The following is a 21,440-nucleotide window of genomic DNA, read 5'->3' as shown; positions in this document are numbered from 1 at the left end:
AGGGAGTTTTCTTAATACTTGTTTCTAAAGACTATGGATTTCTTACTTTAACGATTGAATAATTCCGTCCAATTCAGACAGATGCTTGATCTGGAACTTCGGCTTGATCTCTGTGGTATTGGTTTTAGCGTTTCGGTTCACCCAGACCGAGTGTACACCTGCTGCCAACGCTCCTTGAATATCAGTCGTCAGTTTATCTCCTACCATTAAAGCATGTTCAGGCTCAATACCAAGAAGCCCCAAAGCATGCTGGAATATAGACGGATCAGGCTTGCCTCGACCAAATGAACCTGAAATGACAACATGATCAAAGAAAGGAGCTAATTGAGGAACTCCATCCAGTTTCTCCTGTTGTAGATCAGGGGAGCCATTTGTCAGCAATAACAGCTTGTAATGTCCCTTCAATTGTTCTAGAATTTCAAACGTTTCTTCATATACATGTGGACGCGCACGTCTTTCCGAAGCAAATTGGGTAGCCAGCTTTTCCGCCAACTTCTCATTATCTATCCCTAGTTGCTGGAGTCCTCTGCGCCATGATTCCTTTCGATAAACAGGGGCCAACTGTTCCAATTGGCGGAATTCAGGTTGCTCGCCTGCTCTAAAATTTGCCCACAATCCTTCAAACGGATTAATGCCGATCATTTGAGTAAAACTAAAGGTTTCATAGGATTCATACAAAGCGCGTGCTTCCTTGCGTACGGCTTCCTCCAGAGTTTTCGGATCAACACCTGCTTCACGGGAGCCTGTTTGGCACGCTGCATCAAATGCCTCTTCTACACTACGTTCATCCCACAAAAGGGTATCATCAAGATCAAACATTACCGCCTGAATCGTCATCGGATTATCCACTCTCTTTCCACAGTATATGTACGCCTATTTGCTTGATTAGCATTTGGATCGTTATGTGTGCCTATATTAAGCAAGCGGCCGCAGCATGTTATATGAAATAACATCTTGCGGCCTTCGTTACAGAGCTACAGGCTTAATCAGTTATTTCTTGTCTACCTGTATCTGATTGGATAGTGCAAACTTCTCAAGTCTCTCTGCAATGGCATCCGTGTCATAGCGACCTAATGATTTTGTGAAAATAAAATTACCGCCCTTACCTTTTCTTTCAACGGTTACGTAACCCTTTTCAATCTTAATGCCTTTCATGTCCCCTGCCGTCATTGGACGTTCTCTACCACCTTTCAGCATATAGAGAGTATCCTTTCCCACTTTCAGATAAGGACGACGGATAAAAAAGATAACAGCCAGCATCAAGTACAGGCCGAATACAAGCCAATCCATCCCTCGCATACCGGTCTTAGTCAAAAAGTAACTCATAAGCATGTACAATACAGAAAGACCAGCCAGCATAATTGGCACAGTAATGTTACGGCCACGGAAAATATCCATTGCAGAACCTGCGACGCTAATGGTTTGAATACCTTGCTTTTTGCGCGATTTATTTAAATGCGCTGTGTTTTTGCGTACTTTTCTTTCAAATGATCGGGCCATCTCTCAATTCCTTCCCAGATATATTACATTAAAACAATTGCCTCAAAGCTGATCTATAGAGATACCGAGAACGGCACCTAAAACAAAAGGCAAATTGCAGGCTTGAGCGCTTTAACAACATTAATGCTTCAGCCCGTCATTTCCCTTTGATGTATCATCGTCCACAAATTCAATCGTTTCAAGCTGCTGCCGAAAATTACTGCGAATGTTACCTAAATAAATTTCCCGAAGATTGGCGCGCTCTGTGGTTTCCTCTTCTGTCAATCCCTCGGATTTTGCTTTGCGCGCTAATTCATTAATACGCTGTACTAAACTGTCTATATCCAAATTGTGTCCCCTCCATAAAAGCAAAGATATAATACACTTTGACATGTAGAAAAGAGCTTGTCAAGGCTCCCACATTACGCTCCCTGACAAGCTCTAATAGTTTATAGATCAGAAGTTAGGAAGCTTGAGTATCTGACCTGCCTGCACTCCCCGATCCTCTAAATCGTTAATTCGCACAATTCCTTCTATATATACCCGTGTATCCATTCGTTCCGGTTTATGATTTGTGGCAATCTGCCACAACGTATCCCCAGGTTGTACCGTCAATTTAGTCATTTCTTCCTTGGAAGCTGAAGGAGCCGCGAAAACCGTAAGTACGCCTGCTCCTGCAATCCAAGCAACAATCACTATAATAAGAAGCTTAAGTAGAAGAGTATTACTAATAAACTGCATAAAACGCGCTCTCCCCTCTTTTCGGGTCTCCTGTAAATTTTCTAAATTCATTGGAAAAATACTTTGATAGGTGCTATATTTCATCATTGGCTGCGTCCTCCAAACGTTTGTTCTTATGTTTTCACAATATAACACGAACATTTGTTTTGTTCAATAGAAAAGAGAACAAAAGTTCGCAATTATTTTCAGGGATTATTTAGAACTTATGTTTGTACGAACGGAGGTTCTATGCTATAATTTTCCCAAACGTTACTAAATGGGGTTGATACGGTATGTCTAAGATTTCGAGCCGCCAGCAGGCCATTCTTGAATTTATCCGCAATGAAGTGCGTCTAAAGGGATACCCCCCTTCTGTACGCGAAATAGGCGAGGCTGTCGGATTGGCCTCCAGTTCTACGGTTCACGGTCATTTGGATCGTTTAGAAAAAAAAGGACTCATTCGCCGCGATCCTACAAAACCACGGGCTATTGAGTTACTCGGTCAAGACGAATCGGATAACAGCAACTTGATTAATTACTCCATTAGTCGTGTGCCCGTCGTCGGCAAAGTAACCGCTGGTCTTCCTATTACGGCGACAGAAAATATTGAAGATTACTTTCCTCTTCCCCAACACTTTGTTGGTGAGGATAAAATATTCATGTTATCTGTTGTAGGCGAAAGCATGATTGAGGCTGGGATTGCTAACGGAGACTATGTAATCGTACGTCAGCAGCAGACCGCTGATAATGGTGATATTGTTGTAGCTATGACAGATGAAGACGAAGCTACAGTTAAAACCTTCTACAAAGAAAAAGATCATATCCGGCTTCAACCTGAAAATCCAGCCTTTGAACCGCTTCGCCTGACACACGTCAGCATTTTGGGCAAGGTTGTAGGACTCTTCCGGGACTTCCACTGATTTCTCGTTCTTTCTCCCCCGTTATTCTAACCACTAATACAAAACCGGCTGCCTAGGGCAAGCCGGTTTTGTATTGCTATTATGTTTATTATGTATCTCACAACTATTTTTTCATTTCAGCAACCTATTCCTATTTTTTCTACTATAAAATCAGCCTCCTCATCTCAAATAATCCCCCACTGATCTTGAGCAGCTATACTGTCATGGGCAAAACTAATAGATCTTTTTTTGTTTTAGATAAATATGGTATATTAATTACTCATAGCTCTGTAGGAGGAATTAAATGAAAAAACTTGTAATTTCAGCGTTTGTTGTGATATTTATCGCCATAAGCTGTGGAGTTCCAACAATGGATCATTTGTATGCAAAAGAGAACTCCCACATAACAACCTACGACCATATTTAGTTTACAAATACTTATCCATTTCAGGTATTTAGAAAAGCAACTCGAAGCTGTAATTTTCGAAAGAAATAATTATCCAGGAGACAGCCAAGAATATAAACAGCTCTCTGAACAATTGAATCATATTCTTGCTCAAGAGGCGTACTACGAGAAAAAACTTAACACTCTTAATAGTAAATAATTTTCATACTAACTGCCTATTATCTTTATCTACACTATTAGACTCATGCTGACCTGCCTGTAACATTCTCCTGCAACGTAAAGTTGAAAAGGCGAAGACAGGTTCGCATGAGTTTTTTTATTAACCATTAGGAATATAGGTACTAGCTTCTTTTTGCTTTTAATAGATTTATGCTGATACATTACTATCACAATTGACATATGTATATAGCAGAACTAAGCAAAGGAGATATGCAGATGATCAGAAATAGAGTTAAAACGTATAAGCATCGCATCGGGAAAAACAGATATCTGGTCGTTAAAGTCTTTCAAGCCGCAGCTGCTAAAACAGGAAGCGGAAATGCACTAGCAACCAATGCCTTGAATATCAAAATTTCCAAGCGTAAGCATAAACGCCACTAAGATTTAACCGCACCTTCATTTCTTTGAAGGGAGGTGATAATATGAGCAGAAGACATTGCAAACGTGATTTGAGAAGAAGAAGATTAAACATCCGTTCCACTCAAAGAGCCATTGCGCGTGCAAGAGGTAACGCACTGGCTGTTAATCTGTTTAGCGTAAATGATAGACAACGCAGACGCTAATAATCGTTTTCAAGCAAAAGCGGGAAGGATTCTTCCTGCTTTTTTTGTGTTAAACGATACACCCAACTCCTAAATTCCATAGAACTGCTAAATTCAGTTGCCTTCCTTTAAATACCATCGACATATTCAACTATGCTTCCACTAGTTAAAACAGAAGCGAAATAGTACCCAGTCAAAGCAGCAGAATTCTTGACTCAAAAACTTTGTGTACAACTGACCACACCTATAGCCCTCAAACTTGCTTCAGCTTTTTTCACTTAAGTATTCTGGCTGTAAATCCGTCCAGGATTTGTACGTTGCTGCATTGTTTGCTCAATTTTTTATTTTTAAATTTTATAAGGCCCCACTTGCCCACCACCGTATTCCACAACCTCCATCATATCCTACTCAGCGGCTGGACTACAGATGCTCTTATCTGACTTAATGCAGCTGAAAACAATTCGATATTCGATCAACACTTCATATGTATGATTCATGTTGATCAACTCGACAATTCATTCTGGATAAGCGCTAAAAATCCTTCTCTAAATAATCATCCCCATACATGATTATTAGAAAGCTAATATCCGACACATAAAGATAAAATACAACAAACAAAGACAAGAAAAAAATTTCTCTTCACAACCAATGAACTATGTACAAAAACATTACACATGTATAACATTAAATACAAATACTAGAAAGGTGGTAACAATTTAATGAAAAAAGTATCTTTACTAGCATCAGTAGCAATGCTTATCTCATCTGTAGCTTTTGCTGCACCTTCTTTTGCAGATCAGGTCACAAGTGACACTTATAGTTCATTACAAGACTCAAATAGAAGTTTAGAGTCTGTTACGCCTTTTGCTAATGTTGAATATGTCGTTACTGTAAATACGGCCAATCTCAAAGATGCGGGAACAGACTCGAACATCTCTATAACTCTGTATGGTTCTAATGGAGATTATGCTACCGCTACACTCAATGGTAGCTTTGAACAAGGAGATTCCGATACAACAAGAATCAGCACTAGTAACCTAGGTGACATCAGAAAAATTACTATTAGAACTGATGGATCTGGGTATAAACCAGGTTGGAAAATCGCTAATGTCAAAATATCTGGAAACGGGAAAACTTTCTCATTTGCAGGTCCTAACCGTTGGCTTGGTGACGGCGGTTCCGCAGATTCCGAAACACTTTTTCCATCCTAAAAACAAATATTCATACAAAAGACTCTGTCGATATCTGGATAGAGTCTTTTTGTTTTGGATGAATAATCCTACTAAAATTGTATCGCCGTAATTATAACCCCATCTCATGAATCAATTTTAATAATAAACTCACTAATGGGAAAAATGTTATGTAAATTTGCCATATAAACAAAAGCTAAGAAATGACCGCTGGAAAAGTATATTGAATCTTCTTAATACTATACTGAAAGATATGCAAAGTATCGTGCGTATTATCGCAAATAAAGACCTATACCAGTTATTGTTGCAAACTAATAAGGCCCTATCTGAGATTAAATTTAGGTATTAGGAAGGATTGTACCCATTCAATGAAACATTCCTCTTCTCACAAAATACAATAAGCGCAAATCTATCATGGCAGGAAATCCACCAAGTATTCGCCAAAAGAGAAGCGAATACTGTGGCTATTGCCAAATAGCTTATGCGCTCATTGAGTTCAACTATTTTCCATCCATGAGTGAAGTGGTATTATCCAACAGTTCTTTTCACGAATTAAACCCAAAGTGATTTAGTGATGATAACTAAGAGAATAAAGAGCACTAAAATTGCCGCTGTAGAAGTCCATACACCGCCGCCACCTGTACCTTCATATGCACCCATGTCTTAAACCTCCTTTATTTGTCGTTCACCTTAATATATGTATAAATACGTTCAGTGATAGGGCATGCAGGTAAACAAAATAAAGGCTCACACCCAGATAAACCGGTAGAGCCTAATAATCTTTATAAAAGAATTAATTTCAAGATGATTACCAACAAAATGAAGAGTGCCAAGACAGCAGCTATCGATGTCCAAATCTTCCCGGCCGTTTCTTCGTAGCTTCTTTCTACTCCTCTCACACGTAACGCCTCCTTTGTTTACTCCACAGGCTATGCGAGGTTTTGTTTATGGGATGGACTTCTAGGAAAATAAAAAAACACCTTACCAGCGTATCCAGCAAGGTGCCACTGATAAGAACTTTTACTATTGCCACAACTAAAGAACAACAAGAAGGACTCCTACAGCACTTAGCTGATAGAGTCCTTCTTTATATCTGCCTTAATTCAATTTAATTGCATTGAGTTATGGCTCGAGTATATATTTTTCACTCTTCAAGATTCAATTAATGAATTCTACTATATTCCAAAACAATAAACACCCCGTCAGTGCATGCCAGTAGGGTATCACCCATTCTTTCGGATTATGCAACGATTTGGTGATATTTCAAAAGAATTTATGTAAGGTCAGGCTGCTCGCCTTACGATATTAAACGTTCTGTCCAGTTCCAAGTACCTTGGCTTGTCACTTTGATCTTATCCCCAACGGTAAAAAGGCCGTATTTTGACGGCCTTTCATGAGCTTTAGATACGCTTCCTTATGTTCCGGTATGTTGATGCGGCTGCTTACCCATAATCTATTACCTTCGAGTCTTTTTGACATGTATGTAGCCTCCTGATGTGTTATGCACAAATTATATTCTGCGTACAAAAAATAAACTCTAGATCATTGGAGGTTTAATACCGTATAATGCCTATTTCTAGACGAGGAAAATGTAATGATCTTTTGGTCACCATCCCAGCCCTCTATGATTACAATATAGAGCGCATATCGCTTTGTTGTCCCCTTCTTCCCAAAGCCAGCAAACACGTGCTTTTATGTCCCCACTACACTGCTACCTGTCTTTATCTCCAGTTCCTTCATGTTGGGCACCCGTCTTCGCTCAGCAGAATTATTGTAGAGTATTGGTAGTAGCGTTCGATATCAGGTAACAAAGCGTTCAACTTCTTTGTTACCCGGCGTTTCCGTATACTATTACAGATCAGAACAATGAACGACGAAAGCGGGCACAACTATTATGCAACAATAGCGGAATAGACGGTTGCCAAAGTTACACTAAACTTTTGCGGAAGTTTACGATGGCGCACGTAAAGCCATGGAAAGAATATGGGGGCGATATTCCTGAGCCAATAGGATAAGACAAGAATAGCAGTAAATTTAATGTGTGTATTCCTAAAAGCCTACGTCGTCCATTGTCCAAAGGAGCTGCTGCCGAAAATTCTCCCTTGAACCAGCATCGCCTTTACAAATTGAGCAAATGAGGGATTTACAATAAAGTTCGGACCTCCCCCCCATTAACCCAGCCTAAACAGACGCATCGCAGTTCGTGCCAGCCTTAAACGGCAGGTCATTCACCGCATTGGTGCCAAGATACCAAAGGCTGAGGATAGCTGCGAGTTCCCAAAAAACAGTTTTCAATAAAGCGTACAATCGCAGCACGTTAGATACATTTAACTAATCAGGAAATTATCCAAGTAGGAGGAAATAACCATGGCATTTGAAGGCTATAGAGAAGACGAGCGAGAACATTGGTTTGACTGGCCATTTCCCTTGTCGGTATCAATACTGTATGTGGATGCGGATGTAGATGAAACAGAAACGAAATGGTACCTCATAGACGAACAAGAAAAACACTTGATCCGAATTAGGGATGAAAAACAAATTGAACTGCTTCATCACTGCATGTATGGAGTCTTGTTAAATGACGAGAAGATCAACTGGATTATTGATAAAAATGGCGGTAGATTTACCTATCATGATGGTGTGGAAGATTTTATCAAATTCCAGAAAGAATACCTTGATACATTATAAGAGGCGTGAACAGTTAAAAGCTCTACCGACCAATTAAGGTTAGCAGAGCTTTTAAATTTATTTAGAATATTCACTTACTTCGTTGACCAGCTGTCGGAAGCCGGATCATATACTTGGACAGTAGCAACTGAACGCGTATTTGTTGTCATCCCACCAAACACATAAATCTTTCCCTTATGCAAAACACTTGTCAACGAACCTAAAGCCTGCGGCATAGCTTTCCTAACACTCCATGTATCTGTCTGGGTATTGTAAACTTCAACATTATTTACTGAGGAGCCTCCTGTCCAGCTAAAGGCATTACCTGTATAGCCACCAAATAACATAAATATCATTTCCATAAACAACGGAAGTTGCTGTAGAACGAGCCGTAGGCATGCTACTTCCTGAGGCCCATATATTATTTTTCGGATCATAAATTTGAACATTCTTATATGGGTTTGATCCTGAAGAACCACCGAAAATATATATCTTGCCATTCAATTCAGAAACAGCACTTACCGCCTTAGGATTTTCTATAGTCGTTTTAATCGACCATTCATCGCTTACAGCTTCTGCTTTTACCTCTAAAGCTGACATATTCAAGAACACTATCACTACAATTAAAATACTCCATAATGCTTTAATTTTACTTATCACTCGATCTCCTCCTAGCAATATATTGAACTATTACGAAGATAAATCATTCTTAAAAACCTGTCTAAACATAAACTTGCTTATCTATGAATATATTCTAAATATTTGTATATTTATTTTTTATTGGGTATAAAAAAAGACTCAGCCAGTTACCCGGTTGAGCCTTTCACATCTACTCTAATTCAAACTGTTCAACGAGAAATCTCTGCCGACCAATTGTGGTTAGCAGAGATTTCTGTTTTATTTTAGCATTCACTTACCTCAAACGTTAAGGATTTTTTAATATTTAATTATAGCTGATCCTGCTTTAGCCCACTCTTTTGATTCTAATTGAATCCATCCATATACTTTTGAATCAGAGTTGATCTTTTGTTTTATCAGAGAAAGGTTCTCATAGCTACTGGAACCGTAAAGACTCCCTGTTTTTGGTGCAATTTTTACTGATAACGTATTTTCTATACTCGGTGTATTTTCATCACTTGTCCAGACCAAACGATTATAATAATTAGCATTAAAAGGATTTTCCAAACCATTAATTGAAAATTTCACTCTTTTCCCTGTAACTGATACATCTGTATATGCCGTGTCATCTTTAAATATTACTGATTGTGATAAAACTATTTCTTTATTTGTAAAATTTTTGTAAGTGTCAAACGTTACAGTTGCTACATCTGCAGAAGCTGACAACGGAGCAATAACTGAAAACAAGAGAGCGATTGTGGAAAAACATAAAGTAGCTTTCCTTCCTAATTTCATTCTCATTTTTTTGTCCTCTCCTTCTTTTAATACTCATTAATAAACATACAGCTTAATGACTGTCAAAGTAAGGGGAGCTTTGTCTGACATGAAAAATACACATTTGATTAAGTCTTCTTTTTCGCGTCCACTCTAAATTCAAACTGCTCACGAAAGAAGTAAGATCCGTTAATCTTAATTAACTCAGGAGAAAACTTCTCCTGGGTACCACCATAGTCTATAACCGATATTAAATCCTCTCCCAATGGCTGAACTACATATACTCTTACCAGACTTAACGCAGCTGCAAATAATTCGATATCCGACTTTAACACTTTATGTGTGGTTAATTCTTATCACTTCACTTTAAGATCCGTTCTGCCTGTACCTAGTCTCCCTGCTTTGTAACTTTAACCTCATCGCCCAACAACAAATAGACCATACTTTTCTTCGGGTACACTTACTTCTTCACCTTCGAGGTCTTCAAATTCACAAGTCAGATGATAAAACTTCAAAGTGCTTCCTTCGCGCCATTGTACCCGCTATTAACTACTAACGCATTTCTCACTATAATTGGCTCCCCCGTCAAGTGGACAGCTATCAAAAAGCAATATTTAAGTGCTCTGCCTCTCTCACGGTAGACAACGAAAAATGACATCTGGCATGAATGTCTTTAAACGTTGATTTCCGGAGGAACTTTTTGTGCTTTAAACAACTGCGCAAGCGCTCCTCTTATGAGCCAGATGCTTCATTTGATTTTAATTCACTCTTTGCAACATGTATTAAGGCAGCCATCGATGGGGAAATCCACTTCTCCCGATGCCAGAGCATTTGCGCAGAAAATGCTATATCCGATAAATCCCATGGTAAAGCAACCAAATTTCCCTCTCTCAACTCTTCCTTCAACGCCATCTCAGGCAACAGAGCAATCCCAAGGCCAGCAACTGCACATTGTTTAATTGCTTCTACGCTAAGAAACTCTAGTTCTGTCAAGGCATCGGCTCCTTTTTTCAAAATGGACTGGTGAAAAAGAGTGCGATAAGAACAACTCTTCTCGGTCAACAAAAAATGTTCTTTGTGAAAGTCATCAATGATCAATGAGGAACGAGATGCCAGCAGATGATCTGGAGATACCACCATTCGAAATGACTCATCTTTCAAAAACTCTGAATGAAGGTCTTTGGCTACAACGAATTCATCCAATACAAAAACGACATCCGCAAGCCCTTCTCTTAGACTATGTCTAAGCTCTTGGCCGGACAATGGACGGAACAAAAGACGAACGTCTGGATAGTGTTCACGAAACCGTCTAAACAAGGAGGGAAGAAGGTATGCGCAAAGAACTTCGTCTGCCCCTATAATAACGGTTCCCGTCGTTTCTCCGTGCTGACTAGATACACATTTTGCTTCTTCTACATCGTTCAAAATTTTAGTGGCATACGGCAAAAATTGTTGGCCGGCATCCGTTAACACAACATTCTTGCCTAATCGATCTAGCAATTTCACGCCTAGTTCTTCTTCCAACGCTTTGATTTGCATGGTAATGGTAGACGGTACATAGTTCAATAGTTCAGCAGTGCGACTAAAGCTGCATGTAGAAGCAAGAGTCCAAAACGTTTTTAGTTGGCGTATTTCCATTAACTAAGCACCTTCTTCGTTCAAAAAAATTGAATGTAATATTCAAAAACGTTTCGTTGATTTGATGATATGCGTATTGTAGAGTAAAAATCAAGTTATCACTAATTTTACTTTGAAGGAGCATCCGTCAATGAACGATTATGAAACATTTCCCCTTGGAGATATATTGCTTCAATCAGGTCAGCAACTCCCTCAAGCATTTATTGCATATAAGACCTACGGAACCTTAAATATCGCAAAGAACAATGTTATTGTATATCCAACTTGGTTTGCTGGTCGTCACACAGATAACGAATGGTTAATTGGAGAGAATAAGGCACTCGATCCCAATCGGTATTTTATCATCGTGCCCAACATGTTGGGCAACGGATTATCGACCTCTCCCAGCAATACTCCCGCTCCATTTGATAAGGCCAATTTCCCTCTCATCTCTATGTATGACAATGTACGTTTTCAACATCAACTAATCACTCAAAAATTCGGTATCACAAAAATCAAACTAGTTGTGGGTTGGTCTCTAGGAGCCCTGCAAGTTTTTCAATGGGGAACGAGTTATCCTGAAATGGTCGAACGTATTGCACCATTTGGCGGGACGGCAAAGACCAGACCGCATGCACAGCTGGTATTTGAAGGAATGATCGCGGCGTTACAAGCGGATACAAATTTTAAAAAAGGAAGGTATGAGCATTCACCGGTTGTCGGTCTCGCAGCGATGGGAAGAGCCTATGCACCCTGGGGTTTTTCGCAGGCGTATTACATGGAGAATTTATATCAATCCGAGGGATACTATTCCTTGAAGTCTTATGTAGAAGATTACTGGGATCAGGTATTTTTGTCCTTTGATGCTAATGACTTGATTGCCATGTTGCGTACAGGAATACATGGAGACATTAGCGATAATCCTGTGGACCGCTGCAACTTCGAACAGGCGTTAAGCAAAATCACCTCTCCTGCACTCGTTATGCCGGGGTCAAGTGATTTGTTTTTCACTCCAGAGGACAGTGCGTATGATGTACAACATATGCCGAATGCTGTTTTTCAACCCATAGAATCCAAGTGGGGACATTGCTTTGGAATCGGAGCAAACGAACCGGATTCATTCGTTATAGATAGTCATCTAAGGCAATTTTTGCAGTTAGGATAATTGATTTACCCGTCTAGGCTTTCAGGTTCGACAACAAATCTTCTACCACCTAAAAGAATGGGTTAATCGGATTATCGCGTTGGCTTAATCAACGGGTATATGGAGGTTAATCCTGAAGAGCCACCAACCTGGACAATTAGTATTAAGGAATCTAAAACCGTGCTCAACTTGGATATCTTATTACAGTATATGAGACGGCATAGAAACATCAAGGATACCTTGACTCGTTTTATGCATGATCACTTTCTGTACTTTACTTAACCAGAGTATAAACGGCTAAGGCTATTCAAATACAAGCATGATTTTTCAGTAGGCGCTATAAGTCTATTCTTTGTGCATTAGGAGTTAATTTGACTTTTTTTTAAAATTGAGTTGTTTATCATTTTAAAGCATTATAATATGGTTTCAGACATCGATGTACTTTAAAAAGAAAGAGAAGAAAATATGAAGGCTGAAATTGAAAAAATACCGTCTTTTAGAATTGCATACATGAGACAGATTGGTCCTTATGGAATTGCAAATTCACAACTAATGGAGAAATTTAAATGCTGGGTTGAAACTAATAAATTATTTAATAATACGTCTATTATCCTCGGTATTGCCCAAGATAATCCCGCATTTGTAAAACCGGAAAATTGTCGCTACGATACGTGTTTGGTTGTTCCTGATGATTACTGTGTTAATGCTGATGAAGTAGGCCTGAGCAACATTAGTGGAGGAAGATACGCTGTTTTTAAGATAAATCATACAGCAAAAGCTGTTCAAAGGGCTTGGGCTGAAATATTCCTGGAGTTGGAAAATCAAAGATTCAGCTTAGATGAAACCAGACCTATCTTGGAGCGATATACAGTTAAACTTATTAATAATCATTGTTGCGAAATTTGTGTTCCGATTCAATAGACGTATTAAGATATAGGTTGTTTCGATTATTGAAGACAGTCTAAACTTATTACTAATATAATTTGTTTGTTACTAGATTACTACATATTTATTTAGTAGCCAATGCTGCTTTAAGTAGTTCTAGCTCTTTTTTGTGCTCAAATAAGCTGTCTTTGGATTCTTGTAATTCTTTCTCCGTCTCAGTGACGCTTTTTTCAATGCGTTCAAGAAGTCTTTGGTCATTGACTGACACCTATTCTTCTATCGGTGTCAGTCAATGACTTTTCATTTTTTTTAATATCACTATTAAGTATTCCGATCAATTCCTCCAAGGTTCCAATATGCTTCACAATTAGTTCCTTGGCCAATTGGCATATGTGTTATCTTTCAAGGATATTGCTTGTGACTGCTCTTTAATAACCACATTAGAAGAAGGAGTTCCTGTTACAATTACAATAGTTTTTCCTTTCACCGCAAGGTTCGCCCCCAAAGAGTCTGACATCAAGCGCAAAGGCACATACGCTGTACCATTGATGACAATAGCGTTTTCAGACAGTGTTGTTCCATTTACTCTCACATTGTATTCTCCTGCAACAGTCTTCCCAACTAGTGATTTCACTTGATCTGCCGCAGCTCCACCAGAAGTAGCCAGCAGTACCCCGAGTAAAGCACCTATAAACATATACATCTTTTTATTCATCTAAATGCCTCTGCTAATGGTCTATTCGTTATAATATTACTATTGGCAGACATTGTCGTGAATATTTATGTTGAACATGAACTGCTACCTCCACCTATAGGACTTCCACGAATTCAAGAGCATTAAGCTACTACCCGAACCACTTCGACCTAAAGAAATGGTCTCTTGTCCTGTTAAGGCATAAGCCACAAGTCCGCTGAATCAACTACAATTCTTCGACCTGTCTTAGCTGTAAAAATGATTTCAACTGCCAGACAAAACGATTAAAAAGACCGTGGATCTGTACCTCAAAAAGGGTACTGCTGGGACGAGGCATGTAGATTTCGAATTCCCGGTTTCTGTTCTTGCCCTTCATGAGCGCTCTAATCTTTGGAATGGTCATATTTTGCCATTCTAAAGTCTTTCTACCAACACAAGATTAAAGGCTTCCTTATGCATTGCCTAAACTTTAGGCCAATCGACCTCGGCCCGTTCTTCTGTAGCTTCCCATTTTTCGCGACCAATCGAAAAAGAAAATTTATATTGATTGCCGCTCATGAGTTGTCGTATCTGACGGATCAAAGCAATAGTTCCTATTTTGTCACAACAAAAAAGAAGGTAGGAAAAGTTTCCTGACCTTCTTAGCATTCATATTTCTATGTCTGAATAATATCATTGCTTTTCACCATGTTACTACAGATTTTCCATTTTAACTTTAAAGATAGGCTTTGGAGTAGTGGTAATGTTAAATGGATCTTATTACTGCCACTACGTTCTCTTGCCATGCTACACAATCCCCTCCATAAATACGTCTGCTTACTATGAGTGTAATTAGACAAACTGACGATATGAAATCGTACAGTCTTTTCTAAAGCGGCTACATATAATGTTCTATATATCATTAAGAATGGCTTAAATAGTCAACTTTAATATAGTAAGAGTAGTATTGGTAAAGTTATGAAGTTGGGCTGGGGTTGCATTTGCATTTACTAATTGAATAGTTGTAGGAACGACCCCTACAGTAATAATGACTTCTGCCGAAGTTGGTCCGCCACCGTTACCCGTGAAAGGAACAGGGGTAACAGGGAATCCATTTACGGTAAGGTTAAAGTCAGCATTGCCTTGGTTATGAATTGTAAAATCTATTAGATAGCTCCCCGTTTCGTTGATTGTTATCGTTGGAGATGGAGGAGTGAAAGTAAATGCACCACCAACATTAGCCAAAACTCCAGTAAAGGTAATTGGTGAGTTACCCGGAACTGTGTCAGTTCCCGTACCAGGATCTGCTCGGAAAACACTTAAGAAGTCTGATATCCCGGCGCCAGCAGGCCCTGCTGCCCCCGTTGCTCCTGCTGGTCCTACCGCCCCTACCGTTCCCGCTGGTCCTATCGCTCCTGCTGGCCCTACTGCTCCTGCAGGTCCTGTTGGTCCAGGAATTCCTTGAAAACCTTGTAGCCCTTGCTGTCCTTGAGCGCCTGGAACTCCCTGTGGTCCCGGCAGTCCCTGTGCTCCCTGAGGTCCTTGAGGTCCTTGAGGTCCTTGAGGTCCTCGGATCCCTTTAACAATAACTTTCGGTAAAACTTTGACTTTTTTAACTACACATCTTCTAAATTTTCTCCGATGCATTTTCTTTTGCCAATAATAATGTCGAAACATAATTAATGATCACCTCCAAAGTCTAGTCAAAGTAGCTTATTGTGCAATTAACCAAAAAGATTGGGCTGTTGACTTCATCTTGGGAAAATAGGCATAGGTCTGACTCTATCGTGTTAGCATTATTACAGCTCATCCTTCTGTAGCTTAAAATCCAGTTCAATCAACCGATCCAGATTCTGCACTATCTGCATTTTTATATTTCTAGCCTGTAGGTCTTTGACCCACTGAGCTATGCCAGCCTTAACAATCTTTCGGTACTACGCCATTGATCAAGGATACCCTCGACGATCTCTATTTCGCGCTGTAGTAGTGTCTCTTGCTATTCGTTGTCTGTTCCCATTGTCATTGGGGAGACGTTTACGCGTCTCCCTTTTTATTTATACTAGGCAGAATATACACCAAACTTGTGAACCATCTGCGGTTACATTAATATAGTGAATGCTACGTTAAACAACGGTTTTATATATGGGGGAGAATAAATAACAATGGTTAACAAAGAAATATCTTCTGGTGACCAAAATTCTTGGACAGCATCTGATAAGATTCATACCGACCTGCTTGCCGCTAAAATTTCAGTTTATAATCCATGCAATTTTAAATGTACTGAACCAATTTCAGAAAAACAAAACGCTGACTATGGGGCCTACTTCTTTAATTTAAATGCCCACTCTATACGATTCCGTATTGCAAAGACAACTCAAAAAAAGATCGGGCAATTTGTGACTGTATATAAGAGAATTGGAGATAGACCAATACAACCCTATGACGTATCAGATCCAATCGACTTTTTGGTTATTAGTGCACGTAAAGACAGTAGCTTGGGGCAATTTGTATTCCCAAAATCCATTCTGATTAAACATAAAATATTATCTAACAAAGGTGAAGGTGGTAAAAGAGCAATACGTATTTATCCACCATGGGACACGCCTACAAGCCTTCAGGCTCAAAAAACTCAGACATGGCAGTTAAAGTATTTTCTTAACATACCTGTAAACGAACCAATAGACATTTCTCGTGCAAACGTACTTTACGATTTAGAATAATGTGTTGCAACATTAGAAAGACGTACCAGCTCCATGCCGGTCGCCTGCTGATATCGCATATTAATCACATCACAAAATACTGGGTCCAGTTCCATGGTCCTGCAACAGCGGTCAAGCTGATCACATATCATAAGGGTAGAGCCGCTACCGCCCAACTACGCCACTATGCTGGCTACTATTCATAAATGAAATGGCTAGTAGATCAAGGGGCTTCTGAGTGGGGTGAACATACTTATTTACATTGCACCGTGAAACTTCCCATACTGTCCTAGGCTGCGGTTCCTTAACAGGAAGACCAGCCTTCCATACCGTAGTCTGTTCAGATCAACGTATCGGGCTGGAGCCTTGCTTTTCAGATGAGCGTAAAAGACCGGCTTATGCTTAAAACGATACTGTCTGTCCTCAACCAAAGGAAGCAGCATTCATAGCATCCTCAAAATCACGTTGGTAGATGGATGAAATACATAGATTGCTGCTGTAGGTTGCATGATTACAGTGTAAAAACATTAAAATCCCCGCCGACCAATTAAGGTTAGCAGAGATTTTTTATTACTCGACTATTTATTTTTTCCAAATATGAACATCCCAATAAGTGCAACAACTATTATAGCGGGAATTCGCCATGGATTCGGTAGAAATTTTGTTAACCATAGGGCAGCGAATACTGTGGCTATTGCCAAATAGCCTAAGCGTTCAGATGGTTCAAATTTCTTCCTATTGAAAAATACATTCAAATAGCCTATCGGTGGGGTTATGATGATCATTAAAATTATGACCATTGGCCTTAAATACCACTTTCTTTTCATTCTTCCTCCGTCACTCGTCGTTGTTAATCACTGTTATTAAAGGAATAGAGCGCCGATAGCTCTAGCGATAATATCAGCTAACCATCCCGCTACACCTAAATACTGCATAGCCTGTGATAGCGCATCTTCAATACTGCCACTGAAATCTGTGACCACATCTAAGGCCTTTATTAGCGCATCTACTTTGACAACATTAATAAGATTCTTTTTAACACTATCACTTACAGGAAGCCAATCGATTGTTGTTTTTATAACATTATCAATTTTGCTTGCCTGTGATTTAAGAGCTGCCTTTATTCCTTTAATTGTCCAAGAAACTTTACCTTGCGTTGTTACATCTCCATTAAGACTTGGATCAGTGCCATTAAATACTGGGGGCACAACACCTTCTGGTTGGTTGGTGGATTCGCTATATGTAGAAGAAGTCACAGATGTACTTGCAGCAGAAGCGGAAAATGGAGACACAACTGAAAATAGCAGGGCAGCAGTTGCAGAGCTTAACATCATTTTTTTGTCAATGCGTTTACACTCATTTCAAACTCTCCTTTTTATTGTATTTACATCTATTAATATATAATTAATCACATGTCGATGTAAGAGGAATAAAAGCACAATGATATAAACAGTCAGAAAGAACCAGTCTAAAATCCTTATAAATTGCATCACATCGACATGTTAGATATAAGATTATATTTTAATCCACTAATTAAATTCGTTACTTTATACCTAATGGAATACTATTTTTATGTCGAAAAACGAATAAAAGACTCCTACTAGTTATATGCTAGTGGAGTCCTTTTTCACATCTACTCTAAATTCAAACTGACCAACGAAAAAATCTCTGCTAACCAATTAAGGTTAGCAGAGATTTTTACCTAATCTGATTTCGGGCAGATTATGATAGGAGTAAGGGCGTTGAACTTGATTATGGATACTATAAAATTCTTTTCAAAAAGTTACACCCAACATGATTTAAGGATGATAACCAAAAGGATATAGAGCACCAAAATTGCCGCAGTAGAAGTCCACACATTACAAACAGCTGGACCTGCACATCCACTCATAGCTAAGCCCTCCTTTATTCATCGTCACCTTAGTATATGTGTAAATACGCTCTGTAACCGGGCATTCAGGTAAACAAAAATAGCTCTGCTGCCCAAGTAAGGTTAGCAGAGCTTTTTACTATTTAACAATAAACCTCACTTTAGTTCCATCAGCATAAAGTATGTTACAGGCAATTGCCAATTTTCCTGATATATGATGTGTACCTAGTCCAACTCATTAAGTAGTACATATCTTATCTACGAAAGGAGATGTTTAAAATGCCAGCTAGGTTTGTAGATTCTAAAACTTCGCAAAATGCTAGTTATGCCAACTCAATATCAATTCCAATAACAGTGTTAAATGCGCCGCAATTGGTTGCTCAGCAAACTTTGGATCTATCTGGAGGTACGACAAATTTAACTAGAGTTGAATTTTCTGGAGTTATTGCTCTTCAATTACCGTTACTGCCAGTAGCAACAACGGCAACGGTAACAGTTGTCCGGGGCTCAACCCCTTCCGGTGCAACTGTATTTTCTGCGGCACAAAACTTAGAGCTGTCTCTCTTGGGACCACAACTTATTTCGTTTGCTGGTTCTGATTTTAATGCCCCTAATATATCAGGAGTTGTATACACTGTTTTTGTGCAAACATCTGCATTGGGAACCATTCGGGTGGGGCCGGAAAGTTTTAATTTTACAGCAGTATCTGATTAACATATTACGGGAACCGAGCATCATAAAGACTCTGGCAACACTGTTTGAGTCTTCTTTTCATTACTATGAGAGAGAATACCATCTACATTCTGGTAGGCCCTCTCAAATCTATTCTAAATTCAAACTGATCAACAAAAAATCTCTGCCGACCAATTAAGGTTAGCAGAGATTTTTACTATTTAACAATAAACCTCACTTTAGTTCCATCAGCGTATTTATCTAACTGATGACTTACCCATGATCCTGCTCCCCGGTTATCACTAGGGGCTATGTATCGAATATCAGCACCTGCGCCACCTTCGGCGCACATCGCCATAGGCCATTCATCGCGGTCATATCCTTTTTTAGTCTGTTAGCCCTTGAGTGACTCCTTCCTGTTTTCCTCGGCTCCATCCCGATCAATTGTACATACAGCAGAATGTCCGGTTTCAGGGTAGCATGAGCTTGGAAACTCCAACGTATACCCTGTTGCTTGTCGACTAATTGCTGCCGGTTCAGCATATACACCTTGTACGAAAAAAATAGCAGCTAGTAAAAATACAATTAAACCTCTTACAAATCCTTTTACCATACGACACCCCCGAAATATGTTAAATCTTCTAAATACTATACTGAAAGATATGTCAAAGTATCGGGCGTATTGTCGCAAATTAAAAAGACTCATACCAGTTATTATTACAAACTAATATAAGTCCTATCTGAGATTAAATTTAGGTATTTGGAAGGAGTGTGCTCACAAACTCATAAACACCTACTATACGTTTAGCCGGGTAATCCGGATTTTCAAATACAGTTATAGAATATCCTTGTGGTTTATTAAACATAGAATTAATAACATCTTTTGGTAACTCTTTTTTTAGCGAGGCTTTGATATCAACTTGGTATTTCAGATTATCATCATCTGAAATTAACTCTTCACCCTTCACTGGTAGAGTTTCAGCCAAAGTATAATATTTAGCTAAACTTTCTGGAACACTTATATAAAAATAATAAGGATGTTTACCCTCCAATATATATTTTCTAGGCTTGTCTCCAAATTTATAAGTTACCCGAAAGGAGACTGAGTTATCAGAGGAATCGTGAGACATTTTAAAATCATAGACAAGAAAGGCGTTAGGGTCTTCAAAATGAGTCCCCGTTAAAAAAGGCTCACTCTTTTCATTGTTCTGATCTTCATTTCTTTCTTCACTTTTGCTCTTATTTGTCCCGTTGTTCACATTATTGCTAGGATTAAGTCTTTTATTATCTGTATCCATCTCTTTATTGTTACTGCTACAGGCAACCAGAGTTATAATTACCAAATACAAAAATCCATAAACTAGTTTTTGTTAAAATGATCTCTGTCACCCCCTTGAAGTATAAAAAAAGGAAACCAGTTTGGATATTGGTTTCCTATGAGATTATTACAATCTTCTTGCAAATATACTATCGGTTATAAATTTTCACAAGCCATTCACGGCCTAATTGAGTAAATCTACGGTGATAGATCACTTTACCGTTATCAAGAACTTCTTGTTTGATTTCAACATAGCCGCAATCCGCATATCTGCAGTCATTCTGCCTGAATTGAATCTTTCGATTGCCTAAATCATGGTTAAGAGCAATTGCTGACTTAAATCCGAGTTCCTTGGCAATCTCTGTGGCAGTATAGGTTTTGTTAACCTGCATCAGAATAGCGTTCGTTCGCTCTGCTTGGACTCTGGCTGTGCGATCCTCTTTGAGTTTAGTCAAGAGTTCAATTCCGAAATCAGGATTGTAGCAACGTCTTTTGCACTTATTAAAAAATCACCTTTGAAATCAATTCCCACGTCCTCCCTTGTCAGTATTGTCACTTCATGCTGATTTTCAAAAACAGCTAAACCATTACTCATGCTTTATCACTCCTATAATTTATTTTGAGACGTAAAATAAGCCTCTAAATTATCAGAGGCTTTCATACTTATATCTTAAATTGGTTCTGCTGCTATAACGCTACGGATTTTAAAATATGCATATGTTATTAACTTAATACGAACGAGCAGGATAGTTGAATAACATTAATCAATCTAAGGAGCATGTCGACCTACGTGAGGCTTCAGCCTAAACGGGACTACGCAGGTTGTAGTTAAATTACCATTGTGATAAACTGAATATAATTTGATGATGGGAGTTGAACGGATACATGTAGAACTTTCTTGCTTCGAGATCACGAAAAGAACGGACTCAGCGATCTGCTGTGGTCGTTTTATTTCATCTCTGCAAGAAAGGTCTGCGTTTCGTTTGCGCTCCCTCTCCGGACAGTCATACGGCCCCCTGGAATGGGGCCCTATTTCCTCGTATGGATT

General features: G+C 39.1%; 29 protein-coding genes and 1 pseudogene. 9 read left to right on the top strand and 21 right to left on the bottom strand.

Going from position 1 to position 21,440, the window contains the following annotated elements; all coding sequences use genetic code 11:
- Window positions 1-42: 42 nt before the first annotated feature.
- From ACQW03_RS23350 to ACQW03_RS23335, 4 genes are all read right to left on the bottom strand, one after another.
- On the bottom strand, window positions 43-837 hold the full coding sequence (locus tag ACQW03_RS23350; protein WP_441951960.1) for an HAD family hydrolase: 795 nt from the start codon (window positions 835-837) through the stop codon (window positions 43-45).
- A gap of 153 nt (window positions 838-990) precedes the next feature.
- Entirely contained in the window at window positions 991-1,500 is a 510-nt protein-coding gene (locus ACQW03_RS23345; protein ID WP_441951958.1) for a hypothetical protein, read from the bottom strand.
- Window positions 1,501-1,620: 120 nt separating this feature from the next.
- A complete protein-coding gene (locus ACQW03_RS23340) occupies window positions 1,621-1,827 on the bottom strand; it encodes a DUF896 domain-containing protein (RefSeq protein ID WP_441951956.1) in 207 nt (68 codons plus the stop codon).
- Window positions 1,828-1,935: 108 nt separating this feature from the next.
- Entirely contained in the window at window positions 1,936-2,304 is a 369-nt protein-coding gene (locus ACQW03_RS23335) for a LysM peptidoglycan-binding domain-containing protein (RefSeq protein WP_441952466.1), read from the bottom strand.
- 188 nt (window positions 2,305-2,492) lie between these two features.
- Between ACQW03_RS23335 and lexA the strand changes: the two genes are divergently transcribed.
- The 4 genes from lexA to ACQW03_RS23315 all read left to right on the top strand — a co-directional run bounded on the left by lexA (window position 2,493) and on the right by ACQW03_RS23315 (window position 5,476).
- Window positions 2,493-3,119 carry a transcriptional repressor LexA gene (gene lexA / locus ACQW03_RS23330; RefSeq protein ID WP_013310545.1) on the top strand — a complete coding sequence of 209 codons (627 nt, stop codon included), beginning with the start codon at window positions 2,493-2,495 and terminating at the stop codon, window positions 3,117-3,119.
- An 820-nt stretch (window positions 3,120-3,939) separates the two neighbouring features.
- Window positions 3,940-4,104, top strand: a complete 165-nt coding sequence (locus tag ACQW03_RS23325; protein ID WP_013310546.1) for a hypothetical protein — start codon at window positions 3,940-3,942, stop codon at window positions 4,102-4,104.
- 41 nt (window positions 4,105-4,145) lie between these two features.
- Window positions 4,146-4,286 carry a hypothetical protein gene (locus ACQW03_RS23320; protein WP_167348633.1) on the top strand — a complete coding sequence of 47 codons (141 nt, stop codon included), beginning with the start codon at window positions 4,146-4,148 and terminating at the stop codon, window positions 4,284-4,286.
- A 698-nt stretch (window positions 4,287-4,984) separates the two neighbouring features.
- Complete coding sequence (locus ACQW03_RS23315) at window positions 4,985-5,476, top strand: PLAT/LH2 domain-containing protein (protein ID WP_441951953.1); 492 nt, start codon at window positions 4,985-4,987, stop codon at window positions 5,474-5,476.
- A 531-nt stretch (window positions 5,477-6,007) separates the two neighbouring features.
- On the opposite strand, the gene ACQW03_RS23310 is transcribed toward ACQW03_RS23315, so the two are convergent.
- Together ACQW03_RS23310 and ACQW03_RS23305 are read right to left on the bottom strand one after the other, a co-directional pair.
- Window positions 6,008-6,115, bottom strand: coding sequence for a YjcZ family sporulation protein (locus ACQW03_RS23310; protein WP_209942547.1), 108 nt, complete (start codon window positions 6,113-6,115; stop codon window positions 6,008-6,010).
- Window positions 6,116-6,796: 681 nt separating this feature from the next.
- A complete protein-coding gene (locus ACQW03_RS23305) occupies window positions 6,797-6,934 on the bottom strand; it encodes a hypothetical protein (protein ID WP_441951950.1) in 138 nt (45 codons plus the stop codon).
- An 888-nt stretch (window positions 6,935-7,822) separates the two neighbouring features.
- Here ACQW03_RS23305 and ACQW03_RS23300 point away from each other — a divergent pair.
- The gene (locus tag ACQW03_RS23300) at window positions 7,823-8,143 is read left to right on the top strand and encodes a hypothetical protein (protein WP_076293585.1); all 321 of its coding nucleotides are present in this window, start codon (window positions 7,823-7,825) and stop codon (window positions 8,141-8,143) included.
- Between the two features lie 74 nt (window positions 8,144-8,217).
- Here the strand turns inward: ACQW03_RS23300 and ACQW03_RS23295 are convergent, their stop codons facing one another.
- The 5 genes from ACQW03_RS23295 to ACQW03_RS23275 all read right to left on the bottom strand — a co-directional run bounded on the left by ACQW03_RS23295 (window position 8,218) and on the right by ACQW03_RS23275 (window position 11,152).
- Window positions 8,218-8,469 carry a kelch repeat-containing protein gene (locus ACQW03_RS23295; protein WP_441951948.1) on the bottom strand — a complete coding sequence of 84 codons (252 nt, stop codon included), beginning with the start codon at window positions 8,467-8,469 and terminating at the stop codon, window positions 8,218-8,220.
- Window positions 8,444-8,782: a kelch repeat-containing protein gene (locus ACQW03_RS23290; protein WP_076293584.1), complete on the bottom strand. Its 339-nt coding sequence runs from the start codon at window positions 8,780-8,782 to the stop codon at window positions 8,444-8,446. The genes ACQW03_RS23295 and ACQW03_RS23290 overlap by 26 nt, the downstream gene beginning before the upstream one ends.
- Window positions 8,783-9,058: 276 nt before the next feature.
- Window positions 9,059-9,541: a hypothetical protein gene (locus ACQW03_RS23285; protein ID WP_076293583.1), complete on the bottom strand. Its 483-nt coding sequence runs from the start codon at window positions 9,539-9,541 to the stop codon at window positions 9,059-9,061.
- Window positions 9,542-9,642: 101 nt separating this feature from the next.
- Complete coding sequence (locus ACQW03_RS23280) at window positions 9,643-9,849, bottom strand: hypothetical protein (RefSeq protein WP_076293582.1); 207 nt, start codon at window positions 9,847-9,849, stop codon at window positions 9,643-9,645.
- 397 nt (window positions 9,850-10,246) lie between these two features.
- Entirely contained in the window at window positions 10,247-11,152 is a 906-nt protein-coding gene (locus tag ACQW03_RS23275) for a LysR family transcriptional regulator (protein ID WP_441951944.1), read from the bottom strand.
- Window positions 11,153-11,282: 130 nt separating this feature from the next.
- On the opposite strand from ACQW03_RS23275, the gene ACQW03_RS23270 reads away from it, so the two are divergent.
- Both ACQW03_RS23270 and ACQW03_RS23265 read left to right on the top strand, forming a co-directional pair.
- Entirely contained in the window at window positions 11,283-12,296 is a 1,014-nt protein-coding gene (locus ACQW03_RS23270) for an alpha/beta fold hydrolase (protein ID WP_220029667.1), read from the top strand.
- Between the two features lie 444 nt (window positions 12,297-12,740).
- Window positions 12,741-13,196, top strand: a complete 456-nt coding sequence (locus ACQW03_RS23265; protein WP_441951943.1) for an AraC family transcriptional regulator — start codon at window positions 12,741-12,743, stop codon at window positions 13,194-13,196.
- Between the two features lie 88 nt (window positions 13,197-13,284).
- Here the strand turns inward: ACQW03_RS23265 and ACQW03_RS23260 are convergent, their stop codons facing one another.
- From ACQW03_RS23260 to ACQW03_RS23250, 3 genes are all read right to left on the bottom strand, one after another.
- The gene (locus tag ACQW03_RS23260; RefSeq protein ID WP_158659107.1) at window positions 13,285-13,428 is read right to left on the bottom strand and encodes a hypothetical protein; all 144 of its coding nucleotides are present in this window, start codon (window positions 13,426-13,428) and stop codon (window positions 13,285-13,287) included.
- Window positions 13,429-13,527: 99 nt separating this feature from the next.
- The gene (locus tag ACQW03_RS23255) at window positions 13,528-13,875 is read right to left on the bottom strand and encodes a stalk domain-containing protein (protein ID WP_071641172.1); all 348 of its coding nucleotides are present in this window, start codon (window positions 13,873-13,875) and stop codon (window positions 13,528-13,530) included.
- 891 nt (window positions 13,876-14,766) lie between these two features.
- Window positions 14,767-15,510 (bottom strand): collagen-like protein, encoded by a 744-nt coding sequence (locus tag ACQW03_RS23250; RefSeq protein ID WP_441951940.1) that lies wholly within the window; start codon window positions 15,508-15,510, stop codon window positions 14,767-14,769.
- A 485-nt stretch (window positions 15,511-15,995) separates the two neighbouring features.
- Between ACQW03_RS23250 and ACQW03_RS23245 the strand changes: the two genes are divergently transcribed.
- Window positions 15,996-16,553 (top strand): MepB family protein, encoded by a 558-nt coding sequence (locus tag ACQW03_RS23245; RefSeq protein ID WP_441951938.1) that lies wholly within the window; start codon window positions 15,996-15,998, stop codon window positions 16,551-16,553.
- A 557-nt stretch (window positions 16,554-17,110) separates the two neighbouring features.
- Here the strand turns inward: ACQW03_RS23245 and ACQW03_RS23240 are convergent.
- The 3 genes from ACQW03_RS23240 to ACQW03_RS23230 form a co-directional block, all read right to left on the bottom strand.
- Window positions 17,111-17,359 carry a hypothetical protein gene (locus tag ACQW03_RS23240; RefSeq protein ID WP_441951936.1) on the bottom strand — a complete coding sequence of 83 codons (249 nt, stop codon included), beginning with the start codon at window positions 17,357-17,359 and terminating at the stop codon, window positions 17,111-17,113.
- A gap of 36 nt (window positions 17,360-17,395) precedes the next feature.
- Window positions 17,396-17,866, bottom strand: coding sequence for a hypothetical protein (locus tag ACQW03_RS23235; RefSeq protein ID WP_441951934.1), 471 nt, complete (start codon window positions 17,864-17,866; stop codon window positions 17,396-17,398).
- Window positions 17,867-18,315: 449 nt separating this feature from the next.
- Complete coding sequence (locus ACQW03_RS23230) at window positions 18,316-18,423, bottom strand: YjcZ family sporulation protein (RefSeq protein ID WP_226001023.1); 108 nt, start codon at window positions 18,421-18,423, stop codon at window positions 18,316-18,318.
- 258 nt (window positions 18,424-18,681) lie between these two features.
- Between ACQW03_RS23230 and ACQW03_RS23225 the strand changes: the two genes are divergently transcribed.
- The gene (locus tag ACQW03_RS23225) at window positions 18,682-19,116 is read left to right on the top strand and encodes a hypothetical protein (RefSeq protein ID WP_441951931.1); all 435 of its coding nucleotides are present in this window, start codon (window positions 18,682-18,684) and stop codon (window positions 19,114-19,116) included.
- 175 nt (window positions 19,117-19,291) lie between these two features.
- Here the strand turns inward: ACQW03_RS23225 and ACQW03_RS23220 are convergent.
- From ACQW03_RS23220 to ACQW03_RS23205, 4 genes and pseudogenes are all read right to left on the bottom strand, one after another.
- Window positions 19,292-19,687 (bottom strand): annotated as a pseudogene (locus ACQW03_RS23220) (NucA/NucB deoxyribonuclease domain-containing protein).
- Window positions 19,688-19,826: 139 nt separating this feature from the next.
- Window positions 19,827-20,372: a hypothetical protein gene (locus ACQW03_RS23215; protein ID WP_441951929.1), complete on the bottom strand. Its 546-nt coding sequence runs from the start codon at window positions 20,370-20,372 to the stop codon at window positions 19,827-19,829.
- A gap of 169 nt (window positions 20,373-20,541) precedes the next feature.
- Window positions 20,542-20,847 (bottom strand): phage antirepressor KilAC domain-containing protein, encoded by a 306-nt coding sequence (locus tag ACQW03_RS23210; protein ID WP_441951927.1) that lies wholly within the window; start codon window positions 20,845-20,847, stop codon window positions 20,542-20,544.
- Window positions 20,844-20,987: a hypothetical protein gene (locus ACQW03_RS23205; protein ID WP_179085974.1), complete on the bottom strand. Its 144-nt coding sequence runs from the start codon at window positions 20,985-20,987 to the stop codon at window positions 20,844-20,846. The genes ACQW03_RS23210 and ACQW03_RS23205 overlap by 4 nt, the downstream gene beginning before the upstream one ends.
- Window positions 20,988-21,440 lie beyond the last annotated feature (453 nt).

The organism is Paenibacillus sp. DRB1-1 (assembly GCF_052119485.1).
GTDB lineage: Bacteria > Bacillota > Bacilli > Paenibacillales > Paenibacillaceae > Paenibacillus > Paenibacillus polymyxa_B.
The sequence above is the reverse complement of the archived record's forward strand: the minus strand, read 5'-3'. Positions and strand labels throughout refer to the sequence as shown.

Coding starts and splice junctions, on each gene's coding strand:
- ACQW03_RS23345 (WP_441951958.1), bottom strand. CDS start 1,500: ATGGCCCGATCATTTGAAAGAAAAGTACGCAAAAACACAGCGCATTTA.
- ACQW03_RS23320 (WP_167348633.1), top strand. CDS start 4,146: ATGAGCAGAAGACATTGCAAACGTGATTTGAGAAGAAGAAGATTAAAC.
- ACQW03_RS23225 (WP_441951931.1), top strand. CDS start 18,682: ATGCCAGCTAGGTTTGTAGATTCTAAAACTTCGCAAAATGCTAGTTAT.
- ACQW03_RS23250 (WP_441951940.1), bottom strand. CDS start 15,510: ATGTTTCGACATTATTATTGGCAAAAGAAAATGCATCGGAGAAAATTT.
- ACQW03_RS23235 (WP_441951934.1), bottom strand. CDS start 17,866: ATGATGTTAAGCTCTGCAACTGCTGCCCTGCTATTTTCAGTTGTGTCT.
- ACQW03_RS23295 (WP_441951948.1), bottom strand. CDS start 8,469: ATGTTATTTGGTGGCTATACAGGTAATGCCTTTAGCTGGACAGGAGGC.
- ACQW03_RS23255 (WP_071641172.1), bottom strand. CDS start 13,875: ATGAATAAAAAGATGTATATGTTTATAGGTGCTTTACTCGGGGTACTG.
- ACQW03_RS23265 (WP_441951943.1), top strand. CDS start 12,741: ATGAAGGCTGAAATTGAAAAAATACCGTCTTTTAGAATTGCATACATG.
- ACQW03_RS23300 (WP_076293585.1), top strand. CDS start 7,823: ATGGCATTTGAAGGCTATAGAGAAGACGAGCGAGAACATTGGTTTGAC.
- ACQW03_RS23310 (WP_209942547.1), bottom strand. CDS start 6,115: ATGGGTGCATATGAAGGTACAGGTGGCGGCGGTGTATGGACTTCTACA.
- ACQW03_RS23270 (WP_220029667.1), top strand. CDS start 11,283: ATGAACGATTATGAAACATTTCCCCTTGGAGATATATTGCTTCAATCA.
- ACQW03_RS23240 (WP_441951936.1), bottom strand. CDS start 17,359: ATGAAAAGAAAGTGGTATTTAAGGCCAATGGTCATAATTTTAATGATC.
- lexA (WP_013310545.1), top strand. CDS start 2,493: ATGTCTAAGATTTCGAGCCGCCAGCAGGCCATTCTTGAATTTATCCGC.
- ACQW03_RS23325 (WP_013310546.1), top strand. CDS start 3,940: ATGATCAGAAATAGAGTTAAAACGTATAAGCATCGCATCGGGAAAAAC.
- ACQW03_RS23230 (WP_226001023.1), bottom strand. CDS start 18,423: ATGAGTGGATGTGCAGGTCCAGCTGTTTGTAATGTGTGGACTTCTACT.
- ACQW03_RS23275 (WP_441951944.1), bottom strand. CDS start 11,152: ATGGAAATACGCCAACTAAAAACGTTTTGGACTCTTGCTTCTACATGC.
- ACQW03_RS23305 (WP_441951950.1), bottom strand. CDS start 6,934: ATGTCAAAAAGACTCGAAGGTAATAGATTATGGGTAAGCAGCCGCATC.
- ACQW03_RS23285 (WP_076293583.1), bottom strand. CDS start 9,541: ATGAGAATGAAATTAGGAAGGAAAGCTACTTTATGTTTTTCCACAATC.
- ACQW03_RS23245 (WP_441951938.1), top strand. CDS start 15,996: ATGGTTAACAAAGAAATATCTTCTGGTGACCAAAATTCTTGGACAGCA.
- ACQW03_RS23315 (WP_441951953.1), top strand. CDS start 4,985: ATGAAAAAAGTATCTTTACTAGCATCAGTAGCAATGCTTATCTCATCT.
- ACQW03_RS23350 (WP_441951960.1), bottom strand. CDS start 837: ATGACGATTCAGGCGGTAATGTTTGATCTTGATGATACCCTTTTGTGG.
- ACQW03_RS23205 (WP_179085974.1), bottom strand. CDS start 20,987: ATGAGTAATGGTTTAGCTGTTTTTGAAAATCAGCATGAAGTGACAATA.
- ACQW03_RS23335 (WP_441952466.1), bottom strand. CDS start 2,304: ATGAAATATAGCACCTATCAAAGTATTTTTCCAATGAATTTAGAAAAT.
- ACQW03_RS23215 (WP_441951929.1), bottom strand. CDS start 20,372: ATGGATACAGATAATAAAAGACTTAATCCTAGCAATAATGTGAACAAC.